Genomic DNA, 17,538 nt, shown 5'->3' on the forward strand with positions numbered 1-17,538 from the left:
CGCTCACGCCGACTCCAGACCCACCGCCGAGATCCTGATGGTCCGGCCCCCACTGCGGCAGGCCCACGTGCCGTCGCCCTCCCGTTGCACGCGGAGCAGCACCAGATCTCGCAACACCGGCCGCTCCTCCCAACTCTCCGGCTGCGGGTGGCTCTCCGGGCCGGAGCGCAACCACTTGCCCGGTACGGGAGCCACATGCGACATGATCTGTGCCAGATCGTCCCGGTCGAGGCCCCGCGGGCCACCGACAGGAAGTGTGGCCTTGCCGTCCTCATCGAGCGTGAGCGTTCCGTCGGCCTGCTCGTACAGGCACAGCACCCTTCCGGTGTCCGCGCCCAGCCGGGTGGTGAGCAACTCTTCGGTGACCCCGGCTTCCTGGCGGCTGAGCTGGTGCAGGTCGCCTGCCACGTCCGCCGGAGCGCAGATGCTCACTACGCGGGCCATGTGCTCCTCCGCCGCCTCGTCAGCGAGACGCTGGGCGTCCATCCGTCGCAACTCCTGCTCGGCGGCCGGGTCCAGGCCCTCGATGAAGTCTTCCGCGTACACGGCGTCGATGAGGCGCTGCACGTCCGCCGGGACGTTGATGCCGCTCTTCGCCTGTTCGTGCAGGAGAGGGGCCGTGCGGTGCAGCAGGGCGGCGTCATAGACCTGGCCCCAGGTGGGAGGGGTATCGGTCTTCTTCTGGTCGTTGATCGGCTCCAGGACCACCAGCTGCGGCTGCTCTTCCGGCAGTGCCCAGGCAGGCCGCCCTCGGTCTCCCCGAGCGTGGCGGCGGGCGCGGCCGGCGCGCTGGAGAAGCTGAGCCAGCGGAGCGAGGTCGGTGACGACCAAGTCGAAGTCGAAGTCGAGTGACTGCTCAACCACCTGTGTGGCGACGAGGATCGACGCGGGGCGCGGGCTCGCCGTGTCTTCGTCCGAGCGGGGCTTCCCGTACGCGGACTCGCATTCAGCCGTGATCTTCTGCCTGGCCACTGCCGGGAATCGCGAATGCAGCAGCCGGAGCCCGCCCTCCCGTGCCGCCAGGGCGGGAAACGCCTCGCACAGATCCCGGAAGGTGCTCTGTGCCTCGGCGACCGTGGTGCAGCACACCAAGGCCGTGCCGCCCTGCTCGGCCACCGGCCGCAGAGCCTTCCGCAGCGCCGCTCTGCGCCCGCCCGCGGCCACGGCCGCCCTCGGTGCCTCGCCCGCATCCCAGGCGACTCGATGCACTGACACATCAAGCGTCCGGGCCCGGTCGGTAGAGGTCACGCGGGGAGCGGAAACCTCACCCGTGGCGGCATCGGTGAACAGCCAGCCGGGGTAGCAGGGCTCAACCGCCGTCGGCTCCGAGAAGCCGGCACCGCGCCGATAGGCATCCACCAGAGAAGCCGCCACCCGGCCCGTCAACGTCGCCGACAGCAGAACGACCGGCGCGCCGAACGCCCCCAGCCACTCCAGCAGCCGGGTCAGAAGCTTGTGCATCCACGGCCCATAAGCGTGCGCTTCATCGACGACGAAGACCTTGTCGGACAGGCTGAACAAGCGCAGTGCGTTGTGGGTGACGGGCAGAACAGCACTGAGCGCCTGGTCGATCGTCCCCGCGCCGAGCGGAGCGAGCAATCCGCGCTTGCGCCCACGCAGCCAGGCCCCGGCTTCGGTGGCCGTGCTCTCCTCCGCACTCAGGCCGCCGTCTCGCGCCTGGCCGTCCTCACGGCCCTCGGACCGGTTGTAGGCAGGGCTGAGCCAAGCCATGGAGTGCAGCAACGTCAACGCCCGCTCGCCCGCCAGCGCCTTCCCCGCGAACTTCTCCACCCGCGGGAACATCGCGTCCGCGGTGGCCATGGTCGGCAGCGCGAAGTACAGCCCACGGGCATCGGCGGCCCGGCCGAGGACGGAGGACGCGAAGAGAGCCGCCTCCGTCTTGCCATCACCGGTCGGCGCCGTCACCAGCAGCAGACCGGGACCGCGCTGCGCGACCAGGCCGGGAAGGTGGTCAACCAGGTCGCTCTGCAGGTCGTTGGGAGTGAACGGGAACATCTCGGCGAACTTCTGCGTCGCGAACCGCGCCCGTCCCAGCCTCGCCGCGCTCACCAGACCCGTCGCCGCAGCTTCCGTCCGCGCCCAGTGAGCGTCCAGTTCCTCCGGCGTGCCCCGCCAGCCCACGGGCGGCAGCAAGGGTTTGATCGCGTCGATCTGACTGGCCAGCCAGTCGGCCACCACCACCAACCCACTGACCACAACGGCCAACTCAGCCGGAAGCCCCTGCTCCGGCACAGCCGTGGCACCAACAACCCGCCGCACCTCGGCGAAGTGAGCCCGACGCTGCGCCGCCCACCCGTCCTCCCCCAGACCACGCTGATAGGTACTCGAAGCAGCCAACTCCTTCTGCTTCAGGACAGCGCCGAAACACCCGTGGTGTCCACCGAGGAGTTGCGCGACCTGGTGACTTGCTGCCCTGCGCAGCAGCCGATCACCCGGATACCCGATCTCGTCCAGCAGCAGTGCCAAGGCCCAATGGGTCGCGATCTCATGCCGGAACGCTCTGTCGCTCTCGGCACCCGGGGCTCGCAGATAGACCGGCTCGTCACGCACAGCCGCGAACGCCGCCGGCACCTGAGCCTGGAACGGCGGCGTGATCTTGCCCAGGTCGTGCAAACCGGCCCAGAACGACAGAACAGTCCGCGTCTCGCCCGGGGACAAGCCCAGAGCATCAGCCAGGCGCTGCCGCATACGCTCGCCGAGCAAACCGTCCCAAAGCGCGGAGAACACAGCGGCAGTGTCGAGCAGGTGACACACCACCGGGTACGGCCGCGATAAGCCGTTCTCCTTTCCCCACATGCGGGGGTCCAGGAGAGGTGTTCCGCCGGCCGGGGCATCGCTGTTCATCATGTGCCAGAGGTAGCAGTCGACACTGACAACGCCAGTGCGCCCATACACTGACCTGTCATGACCTCACCTCGCAGCGCCGGTTCCGTGCGCGTCTGGGTGCGGCTGCATGATGGCAAAGTAATTGCAAAGGCGCTCTAGAAGGCCAGGTCAGGAAGTGTCCTCTCCGCGCGAGCGGAGGTGAGCCGGCGCCACCCTCGTCGCCGCCCTGGTCATGCTCGTCCTCTCCGCGCGAGCGGAGGTGAGCCGCCGGAATACGGCGTGATGGGAGGTCTCGCGGTGTCCTCTCCGCGCGAGCGGAGGTGAGCCGTCGGCGTCCGGGCGGGGCGGGGCGTTCACCGTGTCCTCTCCGCGCGAGCGGAGGTGAGCCGACGCGGTGCCACGTGGCCAGCAGCGCGTGCCAGTCCTCTCCGCGCGAGCGGAGGTGAGCCGGGCTACTGGCACTGGCGCAAGGCCAAGCAAGCGTCCTCTCCGCGCGAGCGGAGGTGAGCCGCGGCTCGGGCGTAGCCCGGATAACGCTGATGCGTCCTCTCCGCGCGAGCGGAGGTGAGCCGGCTCTGCGGGGGGCCGGCCTCTCCGTCCGGACGTCCTCTCCGCGCGAGCGGAGGTGAGCCGAACATGCGCACCGCGCTCAAGCCGGCCGCTGCGTCCTCTCCGCGCGAGCGGAGGTGAGCCGCCAGACAGGGGGCGCTCTGCTGTGGGGTCAGTGTCCTCTCCGCGCGAGCGGAGGTGAGCCGATCCTGCTTGCCGCTCTCGGCGCCGCCCTGGCGTCCTCTCCGCGCGAGCGGAGGTGAGCCGGGGGCCGGTCAGTGCCCGGCGGGCAGCGGGTTCCGGTCGTGTCCTCTCCGCGCGAGCGGAGGTGAGCCGCCCATCCACCCGCCCCGGCGGCGGCGCCACGGTCCTCTCCGCGCGAGCGGAGGTGAGCCGAGCTCGTGGCACTTGTGCCGGTACTGACCTCCGTCCTCTCCGCGCGAGCGGAGGTGAGCCGCGGCTGAAGTGCCGGCTCACCGCGGAGGAGTGGTCCTCTCCGCGCGAGCGGAGGTGAGCCGCAGATGTGCGCCCGCTGCCCCGTGTGGGCCGAGTCCTCTCCGCGCGAGCGGAGGTGAGCCGAACTCAATAGAATTAGTCCATGCTCCCCGATTCGTCCTCTCCGCGCGAGCGGAGGTGAGCCGCGATACGAGGTGTCGGCGGACATGCCGAGGGCGTCCTCTCCGCGCGAGCGGAGGTGAGCCGAGGCCGGAGGCGACTGATGGCCGAGGCTGTGTGTCCTCTCCGCGCGAGCGGAGGTGAGCCGTCGTCGGAGAACGAGAACCCGCCCCACTTCACGTCCTCTCCGCGCGAGCGGAGGTGAGCCGGAGGAGCAGCGCACGATGCTGACGTTCGCGCAGTCCTCTCCGCGCGAGCGGAGGTGAGCCGAGAGCGGATTGGCTTGGAGCGTGTGCTCGGTCGTCCTCTCCGCGCGAGCGGAGGTGAGCCGGTCCGCAAATTCGGCCGTGCCGTCCCGCCGGAGTCCTCTCCGCGCGAGCGGAGGTGAGCCGAGCTGGACGACCTCGAGGCCGTCCGGCCGGACGTCCTCTCCGCGCGAGCGGAGGTGAGCCGCACTACCGGGACCGGATCAGGGCCGGAGCCCTGTCCTCTCCGCGCGAGCGGAGGTGAGCCGAGGCCCGCTCCGTCACCCTCACCCCGCACACCGTCTTTCCGCGCGAGCGGAGGTGAGCCGTCCAGCGGCGGCGGCGCGGTGGGCTCGTACTCGTCCTCTCCGCGCGAGCGGAGGTGAGCCGCCGGACCCGGAGGCCCCGTTCTGGGGCGTTGCGTCCTCTCCGCGCGAGCGGAGGTGAGCCGTGCCAGAGGTGCACCGCTGCCGGTGTCGTGGTGTCCTCTCCGCGCGAGCGGAGGTGAGCCGTACGACAGCCAGGCCTCGCCCTGGCGGATGGCGTGCTCTCCGCACGAGCGGAGGTGAGCCGCCAGCCGCGGATGCGGTGGGTGCAGCGGGTGCGTGCTCTCCGCGCGAGCGGAGGTGAGCCGGCGCTCCACCAGGCCCTGCGCTTCCGTGACTGGTCCTCTCCGCGCGAGCGGAGGTGAGCCGTCCACTGGACGCTGGCCACCGGGGGCTGGTCGGTCCTCTCCGCGCGAGCGGAGGTGAGCCGCTCCGGGCTGTCCGTGCTGCCCGGAGAGGGGGGTCCTCTCCGCGCGAGCGGAGGTGAGCCGGGTCGAGGACAACGGCCGGCCGTCGCCGCTGAGTCCTCTCCGCGCGAGCGGAGGTGAGCCGTCGCACCGCCCGGAGGGCCTCACGGCTGGGCTGTCCTCTCCGCGCGAGCGGAGGTGAGCCGGGCCCGTCGGTGTCGCCGCAGTGGGCGCAGCGGTCCTCTCCGCGCGAGCGGAGGTGAGCCGCCGTGGGTGACGATGATCCCGGGGGCTTCCTCGTCCTCTCCGCGCGAGCGGAGGTGAGCCGAACATGGCCCCGCCGTCCATGTACGGCACGGCGTCCTCTCCGCGCGAGCGGAGGTGAGCCGTAGAACCCGGGGTCGGTGACCCTGATCGTGGGGTCCTCTCCGCGCGAGCGGAGGTGAGCCGCGACAACACCGCACAGGGCCCCCTCGCGGTCGGTCCTCTCCGCGCGAGCGGAGGTGAGCCGATGGCGGAGTCCATGGAACTGCTGGCCCGCAAGTCCTCTCCGCGCGAGCGGAGGTGAGCCGATGGCTGAGCTACTGGACGCCAACCAGTGAGGGTCCTCTCCGCGCGAGCGGAGGTGAGCCTCTCCTGCCCGACCCGGAGACCGACCAGCCGCGGTCCTCTCCGCGCGAGCGGAGGTGAGCCGAAGGAGTTCGGCGGGCTCACCAAGGAGGTGCAGTCCTCTCCGCGCGAGCGGAGGTGAGTCGCCCAGCCGGTTGACCGCGCGCCTTGCTGTGTGCGCAACGGGGTGCGCGAGGGCGACCCCGGCCATTACGCTGCAAAGCGATATCGGAATGGTCTATCAGATCTTGGGGTCTAGGTGAGCGGCGGACAGCAGTGGACGATCGACAGCATCGCGCACGCCCTTCCGCACTCCGAGCTGCGTGCCACCTTCATGCGTGAGGCGTCCTTCACCGACGTCCATCGGCTCCCCGACATCCTCCAGCGGTGGGTTGATTTCATCGAACGGTTCGAAGCCGAACGCCCGCGCGTGGAGGAGCTCCAGGCCTACTATCGTGACCACGGACAGTTGCCGCCCGAGCACGAGAACGAGTCGGCCGAGGGTGCCGCACTGTACCGGCAGTGGAAGACACGGACGGAGCACCAAGGAGCCGCGTGACCTGGCACGTGCATATCACCGAGCACACCTTCCGGATGCTCCGCGGCCTCTCCGACAATGCCCTCGGTGAAGTGTTCGACCTCTTCCGCAGCCTCGAACGCGACCCCTATGCGGCCGCCCAGCCAGCGGGCATACCCGACGGCAGGACCTTCGAGGCCGCCTTCCCCCACGGCATCCTCACCGTCATAGTCAACGACGAGACTGGGCGGATCACTCCCATCAGCGTTGTCGCCCTCTAACCCCACACACCGAAGCCCCGACGGCCGGCCCGTGCAACGGGGGCTTCGTCGCGTCTACGGTGTGCTCTCCGCGTGAGCGGAGGTGAGCCGCAGATGATGGAGCGTGCCCCCGTGGCCAACACTGCTCTTGGCTTCCCGCTGGTCTGGCAGTCCCGTTTGTGCGGGTGGGCCGCCACCTCCGCAAGGGCCTTCTCTGACGGCCGGGCCTTGATCTCGTCCGCGATGAAGAGCTCGGTCACTGCCATGAATGCCTCCTGAAGAAAGCAAACGGGAACGGGTCTGCTGGTCGGGCTACCGGACATCCTGTGCCGCATACGGCACAGGCACACGGTCGGCCGGCACGCTGCCCGGCTCTCGCGAAATGACCAAGAGCGCGTCCTTGCGCCGTCTCGTCGCCACCCAGCCGTTCATGGCAGGGTCATCGGTGATCGTGAACAGCCCAGCGGTAAGGCCGACATGCTCTCTGTCGGCCGCGCTGCCTGCCGACCTATCGTTAACCTGGGGCGATTGGGGGCATCGTGGTGCGGGACACGCGGCTAGTGCAGACGGCTGTGATCGGGGATGAGCACTCGGACGTGCCGGTCGTGCTGCCGACTGAGGCGATCGAACTGGACGTCTTCCGGCGCGCGCATGCCCACGACACGTTCTGGTGCGGGGTTCTGCTGGGTGGCTGCGGCGCCCAGCTCTCGCACAAGCTGTACGTCGACCGGCAGTGTCATTTCCAGCACTTTCCGCAGGCTAACGGTGCCCCGCATGCCTGCCGCCGACCGAAAGTCGGGGAGTCCAGTGCCGACCATCTGTATGTGAAGTCGGCGATGTCCGAGTCGCTACTGGAGCATGGCAGGGCTGGCCGGTTCGCTTTCCCGCAGCCGATCGGGTCGCTGCTGGACGTGGACCTCGAGGAGGGTGTCGCTCTGCGTGTCCATATGGACGGCTCGGTGCCGCCTGACTGGGCAGGCGGCCGCACGGTCGTCCTGGGCTCCGGCGTGGTGCCGGACCCGGGCGTGCTCTCCACCTGCCCGTACGTGTACCGGGTGCGGTGCGAGAGTGACGGGGCCGACCGCCGAGTCTGGATCGGCACCCAGAGCCTGGCCCGTTCGACCGAATGGGTCCCCCTCGCCGACTGCGTGTGGACCGACGCCGGCCTGATCACCCCGGCCGCCGCCCAGATCCTGCGGGAAGGTGCCGCTGCTCCCGACCGCACGGCGACGGACACGGGACGCCGCTCCGGTGCCCTGCCGGAGAGTGTCATCCGGTTCGTACGCGGTCTGGAGGCAGCGCAGCGCTCTGGGACTGTCGAGCACGTACGGCGCCTGTGCGCCGGCAGCGGCCCGTTCCTCGCCAGCCTCGATGGAGCAGCCCGCGCCGAAGCTGAGCAGGCCGTTCAGGAGGCCCGGACGTGGCTGACCGGCCACGAGGACTACCAGCAGCGCGTGTTCGCCGAACTCGACCGGGCGGTCACCGAAAAGCGCGCCTTCGACGTGCGCTCCCAGCTGCCCACAGCCACCTCGCTCACCCGCCGCGGTGCCAGCGCCTCCGAGCAGCGCGTCCTGGCCGCGGCCCGCGCCTTCCTCCGCGAGCAAAACGGCCTTCCCGCCGCCGGCTCGAGCCGGACCGTACTCACCCCCCTCCTCCTGCCCCCGCTGCCGCGCGCTAGGCGCAAGCGCCCCAAGCGGCAGGAAACACCCAGGCCCCAGAAGACGCCGAAGGAGAAGGAGCAGCTGAAGAAGGAGGAGCCGAAGAAGGCGCCGAACAGCGCCCGGAAGGAACGGCGAGCACGCCGCGCGGCCGTGGTCCAGACCAGGAGCATTCTTCAGCGCCTCGACCAGCGTTTTCATCTCTCTGCTGACGAGCAGCGGAAGCTGACGGAAGAGCTGGCCCCAGCAGTGGACACCGCTGGTGACTGGTTAACCGACAGTGAGCGGCAAGAGGCGAGGTTCTGGATCAGGAAGATGTCCCGGGCCAAGCAGCGGACCCAGGAACGCCAGACGCGCCAAGCGCGCCGCGAGCTCGCTCCGAGCGTGCTGGAATCCGCCGCCGCTGCCGTACGCGGGGCACTCAAGAAGGCAGCCCGCGAGCAGACCACCACCAGCTGGCACCGCCTGGAGCAGCAACTCGGCTCCGCGCTGCCCCGCATGACGCCCGCGGACCGCGTCCAGGTTCTGACGCTGGTCGACCGGACCACGCCGACTGACCAGGCGCTCCTGTCCTGTCTGGTCGCTGCGGGAGACCCGGATATGACCATGTCGTACCGCGAGGTTGCTGGTGCGCTGGGCCTGGGCCTGCCCGACAACGACGACGACCTGTGTGACGTGCTCGAGGCAGACGTGCAGCAGGTCCATGACCACTGGCGCCACCAATAGCGGTGGTGAGCCGGACACTTGGCCAAACCCGGGCCGGTGGGCAGCCGCCACGGGTACGGTCGCACCAGGGAAGGTGGTGACCGGCTGGTCACGCCGCGTCAGCGCGCTGGGGAGGGCCGAAGAGCATGGTGAACGCCGGGACGTACTGGTTGTGGCAGCAGCTCGCCGTGAGCGACGCACTGCCGGACGAGGCGCTGCCCACGGTGATCGAGGCGCTCTGCTCGACCTCCCTCGCCCCCTACGGCGTCGACGGCCGCGGCGAGGAACGCCGCACCAAGGCACTCGCGGACGCACTGCCCACCCTGCTCAGCCGCGTCACCCGCCCCGGACTGCGCCGCCAGCTCCTTCAGCAGGCCGACGACAAACAGCTCGCCGAACTCGCCGATCAGGGCGTCGTGGTGGCTGCCGACCTGCCGACAATCCTGCGCGCCCACCGCCCGACGCCCGGCCTGGTCATCGGCCTAGCCCGCCACCCTGACCAGGTCGACGCCGCGATCGGCCTGCTGCCCGGCATGCACGACACCAACCTCGAGGACGTCGTCACCGACTGGGACCCCAACCGCCACCGGTACCGGCCGGACGCCGAATCCGCCCCGCCCATACCTCCGGCGCTCTTCAACGCGGTCCTGGAGCACGCCCTCACTCCGCTCGCCCGGCTACTCCAAGAGCCGCAGCACGAGGGATGGCAGTTCGCGCAGCGTGCCGACCTTGGCCTGCCCCACGAGTTCGGCGAAGGCGCTCCCTGGCGCATCCTCGCAACCTGCCCCGACCGCTGGCACGACCTGGTCGAACACTCCACCCTCGGCACAGCCGTCCAGCACCTCCTGCTGGACCAGGCCGAAGTAGAGGCACGCCGAGGCCGCATGATGGCGTCCAGCAGCTCCCACCTCACCCAGGACACGGACGACGGCCTGGCCGAACCACCCGAACCGGAGCCGGCGCTCGACACCGCCCTGCTGCGGGCCTGTCTGCCCGCCCTGTGCCTGCCGGAGATGGCTGACCTGCCCCAGCCCAGCGTGACCGCCCGTCACCGCCTTCACCACATCGCCCAACGAGTCCACTACAACCCCGGCCTCCTGGACATCGCGGCCGACCAGCTGCACGCGGCCGCCGACGAATGCGTACGACGCGGCCGCCTGCTCACCCCGCCCCGCGCAACCAAGGACGACCCCCAGCCCAAGACCCTCACCGTCATCGAGGACCTGGCCCAGCTCAGCGCCAACCCCGCACACCTGGCCAAAGCCTGCACCCTGCTCACCACGCTGGAACAGCCCACCGTCGTCTCCACACCGCCCAGCCCCCGCTTCGCCCGCATCACCGAAGGCACCGACCTCGACACCCCAGTCCGCCTCCTTGAGCGCAACTACCAGCACCGGCGGGTCGCCACGCTGCTCGCCCTCGCCAGCAACCCGCACACCCCGCGCCCCGCGGTCACCGAAGCGCTCACCGCGCTACACCCGCTCGAACTCGCCTGGATCTGCCACCAGAACGACGTCCCCGACTGGCTGCACACCGCCGCGGCTGGCCTCGCCCCGGCCGACGACACCGAAGCCGTGCTCCGGCTGCTCACTGACGACGAACTCGATGACCACCCCGACCCGGGCGCCGTCCTACAGTCCTGGCTGGACGCCCCCGAAACCGACGGCGTGTGGACGGACCGGGAGGTATACCGGGCCGTCCTCAAATCCCGCCACCACACCCTGCACCACCTACGCCAGCTGCCCGCCGGCGACGTCGTCACCGAACCTAACCTCGCCCTGCCCCCTCTGCTTACCCACTGCGGCAACCAGCCCCACCGGTGGAAGGCCCTGCTCAAGGCCCTCGACTATGGACCGCAGGACGAAAAGATCACTTTCGGACAGGTCCTCGACAGCATCGAGGCCTCATCTACCGGCGCGGGCTCGCCGGCGGGCACAGGCACATGAAGTGTGGCCTCGGTCATCGACGTGTCTTGCGGCAGGTCACAGGATTCCACGCTGGCGGGGGCGAGCCATGACGACACCGTCCGAGACGGCCTCAGGTGCGTGCGATGGCCGCTTTGCCGTTCACAGGAGTGAGGGGAGTCCTCTCCGCGCGAGCGGAGGTGAGCCGGTTTGACTCCCGCGACCTTGAGCGAGTCCGGGTGCTCTCCGTGCGAGCGGAGGTGAGCCGGCACCCGCCGTGGCAGCGATGGCTCATACGTCGTCCTCTTCGCGCGAGCGGAGGTGAGCCGGCCTGCGGAAGTTCGCGCACCTACCCTGAAGTCCTCTCCGTGCGAGCGGAGGTGAGCCGGGGTAGGACTGCTCGGGGGAGGGGACCTCGTCGTCCTCTCCGCGCGAGCGGAGGTGAGCCGCTCATCGCGCCCATCATGTCGTTGGGGGCGTCGTCCTCTCCGCGCGAGCGGAGGTGAGCCGCTGGCCATGGTGAAGCCGCGCGGGTCCACCTTGTCCTCTCCGCGCGAGCGGAGGTGAGCCGTTGTACATGGTCGTGAGCTTGTGGGTTCCCGAGTCCTCTCCGCGCGAGCGGAGGTGAGCCGCCCTCGACGCTGGTGATCTCGGACTGGATGGTGTCCTCTCCGCGTGAGCGCGCGGCGATGTTCACGAGGACGGGGGTCGGCGGTGAACCTCAGGATCCGTGGGCTTGCAGGTCGGCGAAGGTGGCAACCGTCGCCGACCACGCCCGCTCGTTCGGAACACGATGCCACCCGATCAGCGAGTCGGGCGTGACGGTGTCGGGCCGGATCATGTAGCCGAGCATGACGAGTTCGCACCCGGCCGCCGCCGCAGCGTCCGGCGGGAACTCCGGCCAGTCCGGCCACTGGTGTAGTTCCCGTTCGGCAACTGGCTGGGCACTCCCCTGCTGCACGACCTGCAGCACCCATCCCTTCTGTGCCGCTCTGCACACAGCCGTGAGATCGTGGCGCTTCTCTGTCGTCATATCGGGACACTAACGGGCCCGAAGGCTGCGGGCCCCTTCCAGGGCCGCCATGGCGGATCCGGCCGTCTCAGGACGGGGCCTGCCGTGCAGCTGCGCCAGCCGCGTGTCTAGCAAGTACTGGGCGGTGCGCTGCCGGGCGGCGTCGGCGGCCTTGGCCGCGGCGGCGAGGGCGTGCGCGCTGTGGGGGTTGGTCCTGAACCAGCGGCGGTTTTGCTCGGTCGTGTATGCCCGGCGGGCCTCGGCCTCGGCTTCCTCGGTGCGGCTCAGCATCGCCAGGGCGCAGCGGCGGTACTCGAGGGCTGCCTGCTGGGTGGTCTGTAGGGCGCCGAAGGCGAGCACGGCCGCGGTCCCGCTCGGGTCTGCGTCCAGGTCGGCAGGGCCCGCCATCCGCAGGAACTTCTCGCGGGCAGTTGCGATCTCGGCTTCCATCGTGGCCCGCACGCCGGCGGCTACGGCGGCCACGTCCTTGGCGTCGTTGAGGTCGGCGGTCCAGGTGGCGGCGACGTGGCCGGCTTCGACGATCAGGGCTTCGGTCCGGCGCCGGTAGCCGCACGCCTCGCACAGTCCGGCCGATCGGCTGCGGCCGCAGTCCTGGCACGACAGTCCTTGCCGGGCCGCCTCGGCGGCGGCCGCGGCCCGGCGCTCGCGCTCCGCCCGTTCCCGGGCGGCCACTCGGGCGGCATCGCGACGGGCTTGTTCCGCGATGGCGTGCTCACGCCGCCGGGCGAAGGCCTCCGCCTTGATGGCGGCCTGCTCCCGGAGCCGTTCCTCGAGAACCTGGCGGTGCTCGAGCACGCCCAGGCCAGGCAGTTGAGCTTCCACCTGCGCCGCGATCCGGGCCCGCTCAGCGCGCCGGATGTGGATCATGTTTCCGCAGGTGTCGCACTCTGCGCCGGTGTCCAGCCGGATCCCGTCGTCGCACCGGGGGTCAGAGCAGGCCGGACGCTGCACGAGGCCGCGGTGGATCAGCCAGCCGAACGGGCTCCTCACCAGCGCCTCGCCGCCGGTTTCCCCCAACCGGTCCGTGAGCCGGTCGGCGAGCAGTTGCGAAGCGGTTTCTGGCCGTGCCAGCACCCCTGCCAGCCGGGTCAGCTCCCCGGCTGCTGCCCGTTCGACCTGGTGCTGCTGCCAGCGGTTCAGCTGTGCCCACAGTCCCGCTACCGGGATCAGGGCGACGCGCAGACGAAGATCCGCCGGCAGGCCGACCCTCCGAATCTCGCCGCACCGGCCGGGCTGAGGCCGAGCGGGGGGCCGCTGGCCTGGTTCGTCGACCGGGGATTTCTGCGGCTTTTCCCCGCGCAGCGGGCCGACACTGGCCACCGGTGGTGCTGCTGGCCCGGCCGTGCCCCGACGACCGGCGGCTTGGTCCTCGCGCGCGCACGCGCGGTCCGGCAGAACACCGGACCCTCCACGGCCTTCGCCGGAAAACCCACCAGAGAGAGCAACAGAGGAGACAGGGGAACCCCCAGCAGGGTGGTGAGTGTGAAGGGCTGCCGTAGCGTCGGGGTCTGCCCCGTCTGGACCGGCCGCCACCGGCACGCCGCTGACCTGCGAATCCGGAGCCGGCTCCGGCGTCTCAACAGGCCCTGCCGTACCATCGGGCTCTGAAAACGCGGGATTTGACGCCACCGCACCGCCTCCCGTGACAGCGCCGAGACCGCGGTGGCCGTGTGCGGCGGCGACCGCGGGCACCACCAGCCGCGTCCGGTGCGCGAGCCCAGACGCCGTCCGCACCCGCGCCCGCCGCACCAGGCCCCGGGTCTCCAGACGGTCCAGCACCCGCTCTCCCGCCGACGCGGTGCAGCCCAGCAGCCGGGCCACGGTCCCGGCCGCGCGGCCGCGCTTGGTGTCCACCGGACCGCCGCACTGCCGCACCCAGCCTGTCTCCCGCGCCTCCAGCACCAGTAGCAACAGTGCCAGACGGTCCGTCGCCGCCCCGCGGCCTGTACGTGACCCGAGCAGCCCGGCCGGCGTCACTCGGCCATCCCGGTGCCTCCAGCCCGGTGCCATCACCGCCTCCACAAGCCGCAGCAGCGTCGCCAGCTCCGTGCGGCGCAGACACAAGGGGTGCCCGACAGTCCTCCGGGCCTGCCACAGCGGCAGCACCCGGCACGCCAGCCCGACGTCCTGGCCGAACTCCCCCACTGCCGTATCGACGGCGACAACGCCGGATCGGCGTAGCGCGGGGACAACGCGCGAGGCGACGTAGGAGGCCGACAGCCCCAGCCACCGGCCCAGCTCGCCGGTGCGAATCTCCACCACACCCGACGCCGACGGCGTCCGCGCCGCCAACACCACGACCGCCAACCGCACCGAGTCCGTCACACCGTCCGAGCCGGCAACGTCCAGCAGCGTGCGCACCGCACCACCCAAACGGGCACGGGCATCCCGGCCCAAAGCCAGCGGATTACCCGGCCCGCAGACCGGCGCCGGACCGCGCTGCGCAGGAACCGCTCCGGCGCCCGTAGCCGCCACGGCGTTCACGAGGAAACCTCGGAAGACCGCCCCAGAGGGGCCGCGCCGTTCCACTGCCACAGCTCAGACACCTGTTGCGGAGAGAACTGTGACCAGGGAGACGCCACAAAATACGCCAACCGGGCATGGGTGGGCTGACAAAAGGCAGCGCAATGCTGCAACATGAGTCCTGTCCTTCTCACTGCGTGGGAGAGGGCATGACGAAGGCCGCTTTGGCGCTTCGTTGGTTCGGGGAGAACCAAGATCGAACTGTTCGGCCGGCTGCTAGCCGGACCGGACAGATCCTTCGGGAGGGCCTGCTACGCCCTTCCGGTGGCAGATGGGACGCCATCAGCCGAGGTGACTGGTAATCACCTGGGTGGCCGGGCGTCCCGGCGGCTTGACGACCCGCTCAGCGGGTGCCGCCATCGCGACTACACCATCTCGCCCCCTTCCGGGGCAGAGGTGCGCCCGCACGCGGACTTGTGCGGGGAGACAAAGGAGGCACCCAGCCGGAGCGACGTATGAGCCGTCGCTGCCGCAGTGGGTGCCTTGGCGTGTGCCTGTCGGAGGGTACGGGTACCCTGAACCATGTCGAGACCTTCCCTAGATAGGTCTGCGGCCGTGCCCCGGAGCACCACCTCGCGGGGCTTAGCCATGCCTGTATGGATCTTATTCAGGGACACGCTACTCCCTTGAGATCCCACACCGGCACCCTGGTATGGCTCGTGTCGCCGGTAGGCGTCTCCTCCTTGACGGAGCGCCAGAACGTGGTGGTCACCGGTACCGCTCCACAGTCGAGGCACTGTACAGGCATCATGGGCGGCATGTACGCGACGCAGATGCCCCGGCATGACGATCCCCTGGACGTGGAGACCTTCGCCCGCCCAGAGCAGCAGCGCCGCTACATCGCGGCTATGCACCGCATCGCCGTAGAGCGCCGCCCCGACCATCCGGTCCGCGTCTACGTCAGCGCCGCGCCCAAGACTGTCAGCGGCACCAACTGGCAGCGCTGGCTCAAGCGCATCACGGAAGGCCTGCCCGATGGCGTCGAGCTGCTGCACTACCGCTCCGCCTTCGCGGAATCCCTGTACGACTGGGACACGCTCGCCAGCCGACTCGATGGCCTCGTCGTCATCGGGAAGCCTAAACGCCTCGGCAGCCGAGTTCACGTCCTCGGCCCCGTTGCGCGCCTCGAACTCCGCTCGCTGGTGGCCCAGAAGCCTGTGCTGCTCTTCACCCACAACCTCGGTCTCGTTCCCGTCATCGACTGCAAGAGCCAGGTCATGCCCCCGGCCGACGCGCCACGGCTGAAACTGATCGCTCCGAAACGCTGGAACCGGGACTCGAACACGCTTCAAGCTGCCCTCCACGCCCTCCAGCCGACTGTTCATGGCAGCCCCGCGCCGGATCACCTTGTAGCCCCGTTCGCTGCCAACGGGAACTAATCAAGCCCTCATGGCCGTCAGGGATTTCCGTCTCGAAGAGCGTCCTGGGCTGTCCGCACCCGAGAGGTGTTCTCATGCGCATCCCATTCGTGGGCGAGCACGGAGTAGAGCACGCTGTCGCGCCACGCGCCGTTCGTAAAAACGTGATCCCTTAGTACACCCTCGCGGGTGAATCCGAGTTGCTGCACGACGGCGATTGAGGCGGCGTTGTCCGGACCGATCGCGGCGGTGATCCGGTGGAGACCGAGTTCCGTGAAGGCGTACGTGATCAGAGTGCGGGCCGCGTCCGTGGCGTAGCCGCGGCCCCACTCCTTCTCTGCCGTGGCGTAGCCCAGCTTCCCGGCCTGGACGCCACCGAGCCCGAGCCGGGCAAATCCGATCACGCGGTCGTCGCCACGCTTGGTCACCCCGAGGTAGAACTCGGTCCGAGGCTCCTGCTGAGTGCGCTCGATCGTGCCCTCGAGCATGGCGACGGCCTGAGCACGGTCGCGGCTGTCGAAGCTGAGCCACGTCGTGACGGCATCGTCGCCGATGATCGCCAGGACGTCGTCAACGTCATCAAGGGTGAACTCCCGCAGAACGACCTGGTCGCCGACGATGCGGATCGGGTACGTCAACGGTGAACTCCTAGCTGGGGAGGGACTTGAGCGGCGTACGGGTGAAGGCCTCGATCTGCTCCTGGAGTTCCCCGCCGGCTTCAGCGAGCGGTGACTCGCCCAGCACCCGGTGGACTCGCTGAGCGCAGTGGACGATGCCGTTGATCCGCTGCTCCGGAGCGAGCTCGAGCATGGGCGCGAGCGCCTCTGCGGCGCCTTCCAGCTCGCCCGCCCGGATCCGGGTGATGGCTAGGGCGCTGCGTGAGCCGGACTGGTCCCCGAACGCCCATTCCGGCGAACTGGTGTCCTCGTAGGCATCTACTGCCCGGGCTGCGTAGTCCGCCGCGGCCGTGTTCTGGGACGGTAGCCAAGAGAGGGCTTCGGCCGCGTAGTAGATCTGCCGGGTTCGGCCGAACGTGCAGAGTCCGCCCAGTTCGTCGACCTCGTCCTCCTGCACAGAATTCCATGCGGCCTCGGCACGCTCGATGGCGGCCCGGGCCGCATTAGCGTTGCCGAGCGCAGCCCAGGCCCGGGCTTCACTGACCGGCAGCCACACGCTGGCTGTGCTGTTCGTGGTGAACTCTGCACCGGATTGGGCGTACTTGACGGACTCACGGGTACGACCGGCCCAGTACGAAACCAGCGACTGGATGCCGCGGATCCACGCGCGGAGGCCGTTGTGGTCCGCGTTGTCCGCGCAGACAAACGCCGTCCGGGCCTGGGTGAGCGCCGCGTACGGGTCTGCGAGGTCATGCGACGCCTTCGCCAGCAGCCCGCCTGTGACACCGGCGAGGAAGTAGAGCTGACGAGCTTGGCTTGGTCGACGCTGCTGTTCAAGCAGGGTGAAAAGGGTGTCCTGGGTGGTGAACAAATCGGGTAGCAGCTCGGTTAGCGGCTTCTGCGGATAGTCGGTGGCCAGCCGCTGCACGTCCTCGTGCACCTGCTCCAGCAGATCGGTGGTGAGATCGGTCTGACCTGCTGTGAGGGCAAAACTCTTCGCGCGTCGCGCTGCCATCTCAATGAGCTCCTTGTCCGCGTTGGGTCGGTCGGTGGCAACGACTAACCCACTGGATCCGGCAGTGACCGAAAGAAGGACCCCGTCCCACGGAGCCAGAAGTTCCTCCAGCGGCCTGCCGAACATGACCTGCAGGACGCGACGCATAACCGGGGTGGTGTTGGTGCGCTCGCCGCTCGCGAGCCGCCGAAGATGCCGGACGCTGAGGGTGACGTCCTCCCCTAGCTCCTCAGCAAGACGAGCGAAGTCGCGAGCTACTTCGTCGTACGTCTTCGGCTGCTCCCGCAGCAGGAACTCCAACGTGGTGCGCGGATCTCGCTGATGGGCGCTTCCGGCCACCGCTCCTCCCG

The 17,538-nt window shown here is 69.8% G+C and carries 10 protein-coding genes and 2 CRISPR repeat arrays; of the genes, 5 read left to right on the forward strand and 5 right to left on the reverse strand.

Annotated features, from left to right (window positions below; all coding sequences use genetic code 11):
- Positions 1-3 precede the first annotated feature (3 nt).
- Complete coding sequence (locus LIX60_RS31000; RefSeq protein WP_227963064.1) at positions 4-2,868, reverse strand: CRISPR-associated endonuclease Cas3''; 2,865 nt, start codon at positions 2,866-2,868, stop codon at positions 4-6.
- A 156-nt stretch (positions 2,869-3,024) separates the two neighbouring features.
- Positions 3,025-5,744: direct repeats of the CRISPR family, unit length 29 nt; unit sequence GTCCTCTCCGCGCGAGCGGAGGTGAGCCG.
- 113 nt (positions 5,745-5,857) lie between these two features.
- On the opposite strand from LIX60_RS31000, the gene LIX60_RS31005 reads away from it, so the two are divergent.
- The 4 genes from LIX60_RS31005 to LIX60_RS31020 all read left to right on the forward strand — a co-directional run bounded on the left by LIX60_RS31005 (position 5,858) and on the right by LIX60_RS31020 (position 10,684).
- Positions 5,858-6,157: a hypothetical protein gene (locus LIX60_RS31005; RefSeq protein ID WP_227963065.1), complete on the forward strand. Its 300-nt coding sequence runs from the start codon at positions 5,858-5,860 to the stop codon at positions 6,155-6,157.
- An 8-nt stretch (positions 6,158-6,165) separates the two neighbouring features.
- Positions 6,166-6,396, forward strand: a complete 231-nt coding sequence (locus LIX60_RS31010) for a hypothetical protein (protein ID WP_227963066.1) — start codon at positions 6,166-6,168, stop codon at positions 6,394-6,396.
- A 575-nt stretch (positions 6,397-6,971) separates the two neighbouring features.
- Positions 6,972-8,759: a hypothetical protein gene (locus LIX60_RS31015; protein ID WP_227963067.1), complete on the forward strand. Its 1,788-nt coding sequence runs from the start codon at positions 6,972-6,974 to the stop codon at positions 8,757-8,759.
- A 125-nt stretch (positions 8,760-8,884) separates the two neighbouring features.
- The gene (locus LIX60_RS31020; protein ID WP_227963068.1) at positions 8,885-10,684 is read left to right on the forward strand and encodes a hypothetical protein; all 1,800 of its coding nucleotides are present in this window, start codon (positions 8,885-8,887) and stop codon (positions 10,682-10,684) included.
- A 137-nt stretch (positions 10,685-10,821) separates the two neighbouring features.
- A CRISPR array of direct repeats spans positions 10,822-11,335; the repeat unit is 29 nt; unit sequence GTCCTCTCCGCGCGAGCGGAGGTGAGCCG.
- A 28-nt stretch (positions 11,336-11,363) separates the two neighbouring features.
- Here the strand turns inward: LIX60_RS31020 and LIX60_RS31025 are convergent.
- Both LIX60_RS31025 and LIX60_RS31030 read right to left on the reverse strand, forming a co-directional pair.
- On the reverse strand, positions 11,364-11,675 hold the full coding sequence (locus tag LIX60_RS31025) for a hypothetical protein (RefSeq protein ID WP_227963069.1): 312 nt from the start codon (positions 11,673-11,675) through the stop codon (positions 11,364-11,366).
- 9 nt (positions 11,676-11,684) lie between these two features.
- On the reverse strand, positions 11,685-14,036 hold the full coding sequence (locus tag LIX60_RS31030; RefSeq protein ID WP_227963070.1) for a hypothetical protein: 2,352 nt from the start codon (positions 14,034-14,036) through the stop codon (positions 11,685-11,687).
- Positions 14,037-14,956: 920 nt separating this feature from the next.
- On the opposite strand from LIX60_RS31030, the gene LIX60_RS31035 reads away from it, so the two are divergent.
- Positions 14,957-15,577: a hypothetical protein gene (locus LIX60_RS31035; protein WP_227963071.1), complete on the forward strand. Its 621-nt coding sequence runs from the start codon at positions 14,957-14,959 to the stop codon at positions 15,575-15,577.
- Positions 15,578-15,594: 17 nt separating this feature from the next.
- Here the strand turns inward: LIX60_RS31035 and LIX60_RS31040 are convergent, their stop codons facing one another.
- Positions 15,595-16,194 (reverse strand): GNAT family N-acetyltransferase, encoded by a 600-nt coding sequence (locus LIX60_RS31040; protein WP_227963072.1) that lies wholly within the window; start codon positions 16,192-16,194, stop codon positions 15,595-15,597.
- Between the two features lie 10 nt (positions 16,195-16,204).
- A complete protein-coding gene (locus tag LIX60_RS31045; protein WP_227963073.1) occupies positions 16,205-17,527 on the reverse strand; it encodes a hypothetical protein in 1,323 nt (440 codons plus the stop codon).
- Positions 17,528-17,538 lie beyond the last annotated feature (11 nt).

Origin of the sequence: Streptomyces sp. S07_1.15 (assembly GCF_020739505.1) — a bacterium.
GTDB classification, from domain to species: domain Bacteria; phylum Actinomycetota; class Actinomycetes; order Streptomycetales; family Streptomycetaceae; genus Streptomyces; species Streptomyces xinghaiensis.

What these genes read in the sequence shown, in the direction of transcription:
- LIX60_RS31000 (WP_227963064.1), bottom strand. Translation starts at nt 2,868, where the DNA reads ATGATGAACAGCGATGCCCCGGCCGGCGGAACACCTCTCCTGGACCCC.
- LIX60_RS31020 (WP_227963068.1), top strand. Translation starts at nt 8,885, where the DNA reads ATGGTGAACGCCGGGACGTACTGGTTGTGGCAGCAGCTCGCCGTGAGC.
- LIX60_RS31025 (WP_227963069.1), bottom strand. Translation starts at nt 11,675, where the DNA reads ATGACGACAGAGAAGCGCCACGATCTCACGGCTGTGTGCAGAGCGGCA.
- LIX60_RS31035 (WP_227963071.1), top strand. Translation starts at nt 14,957, where the DNA reads ATGTACGCGACGCAGATGCCCCGGCATGACGATCCCCTGGACGTGGAG.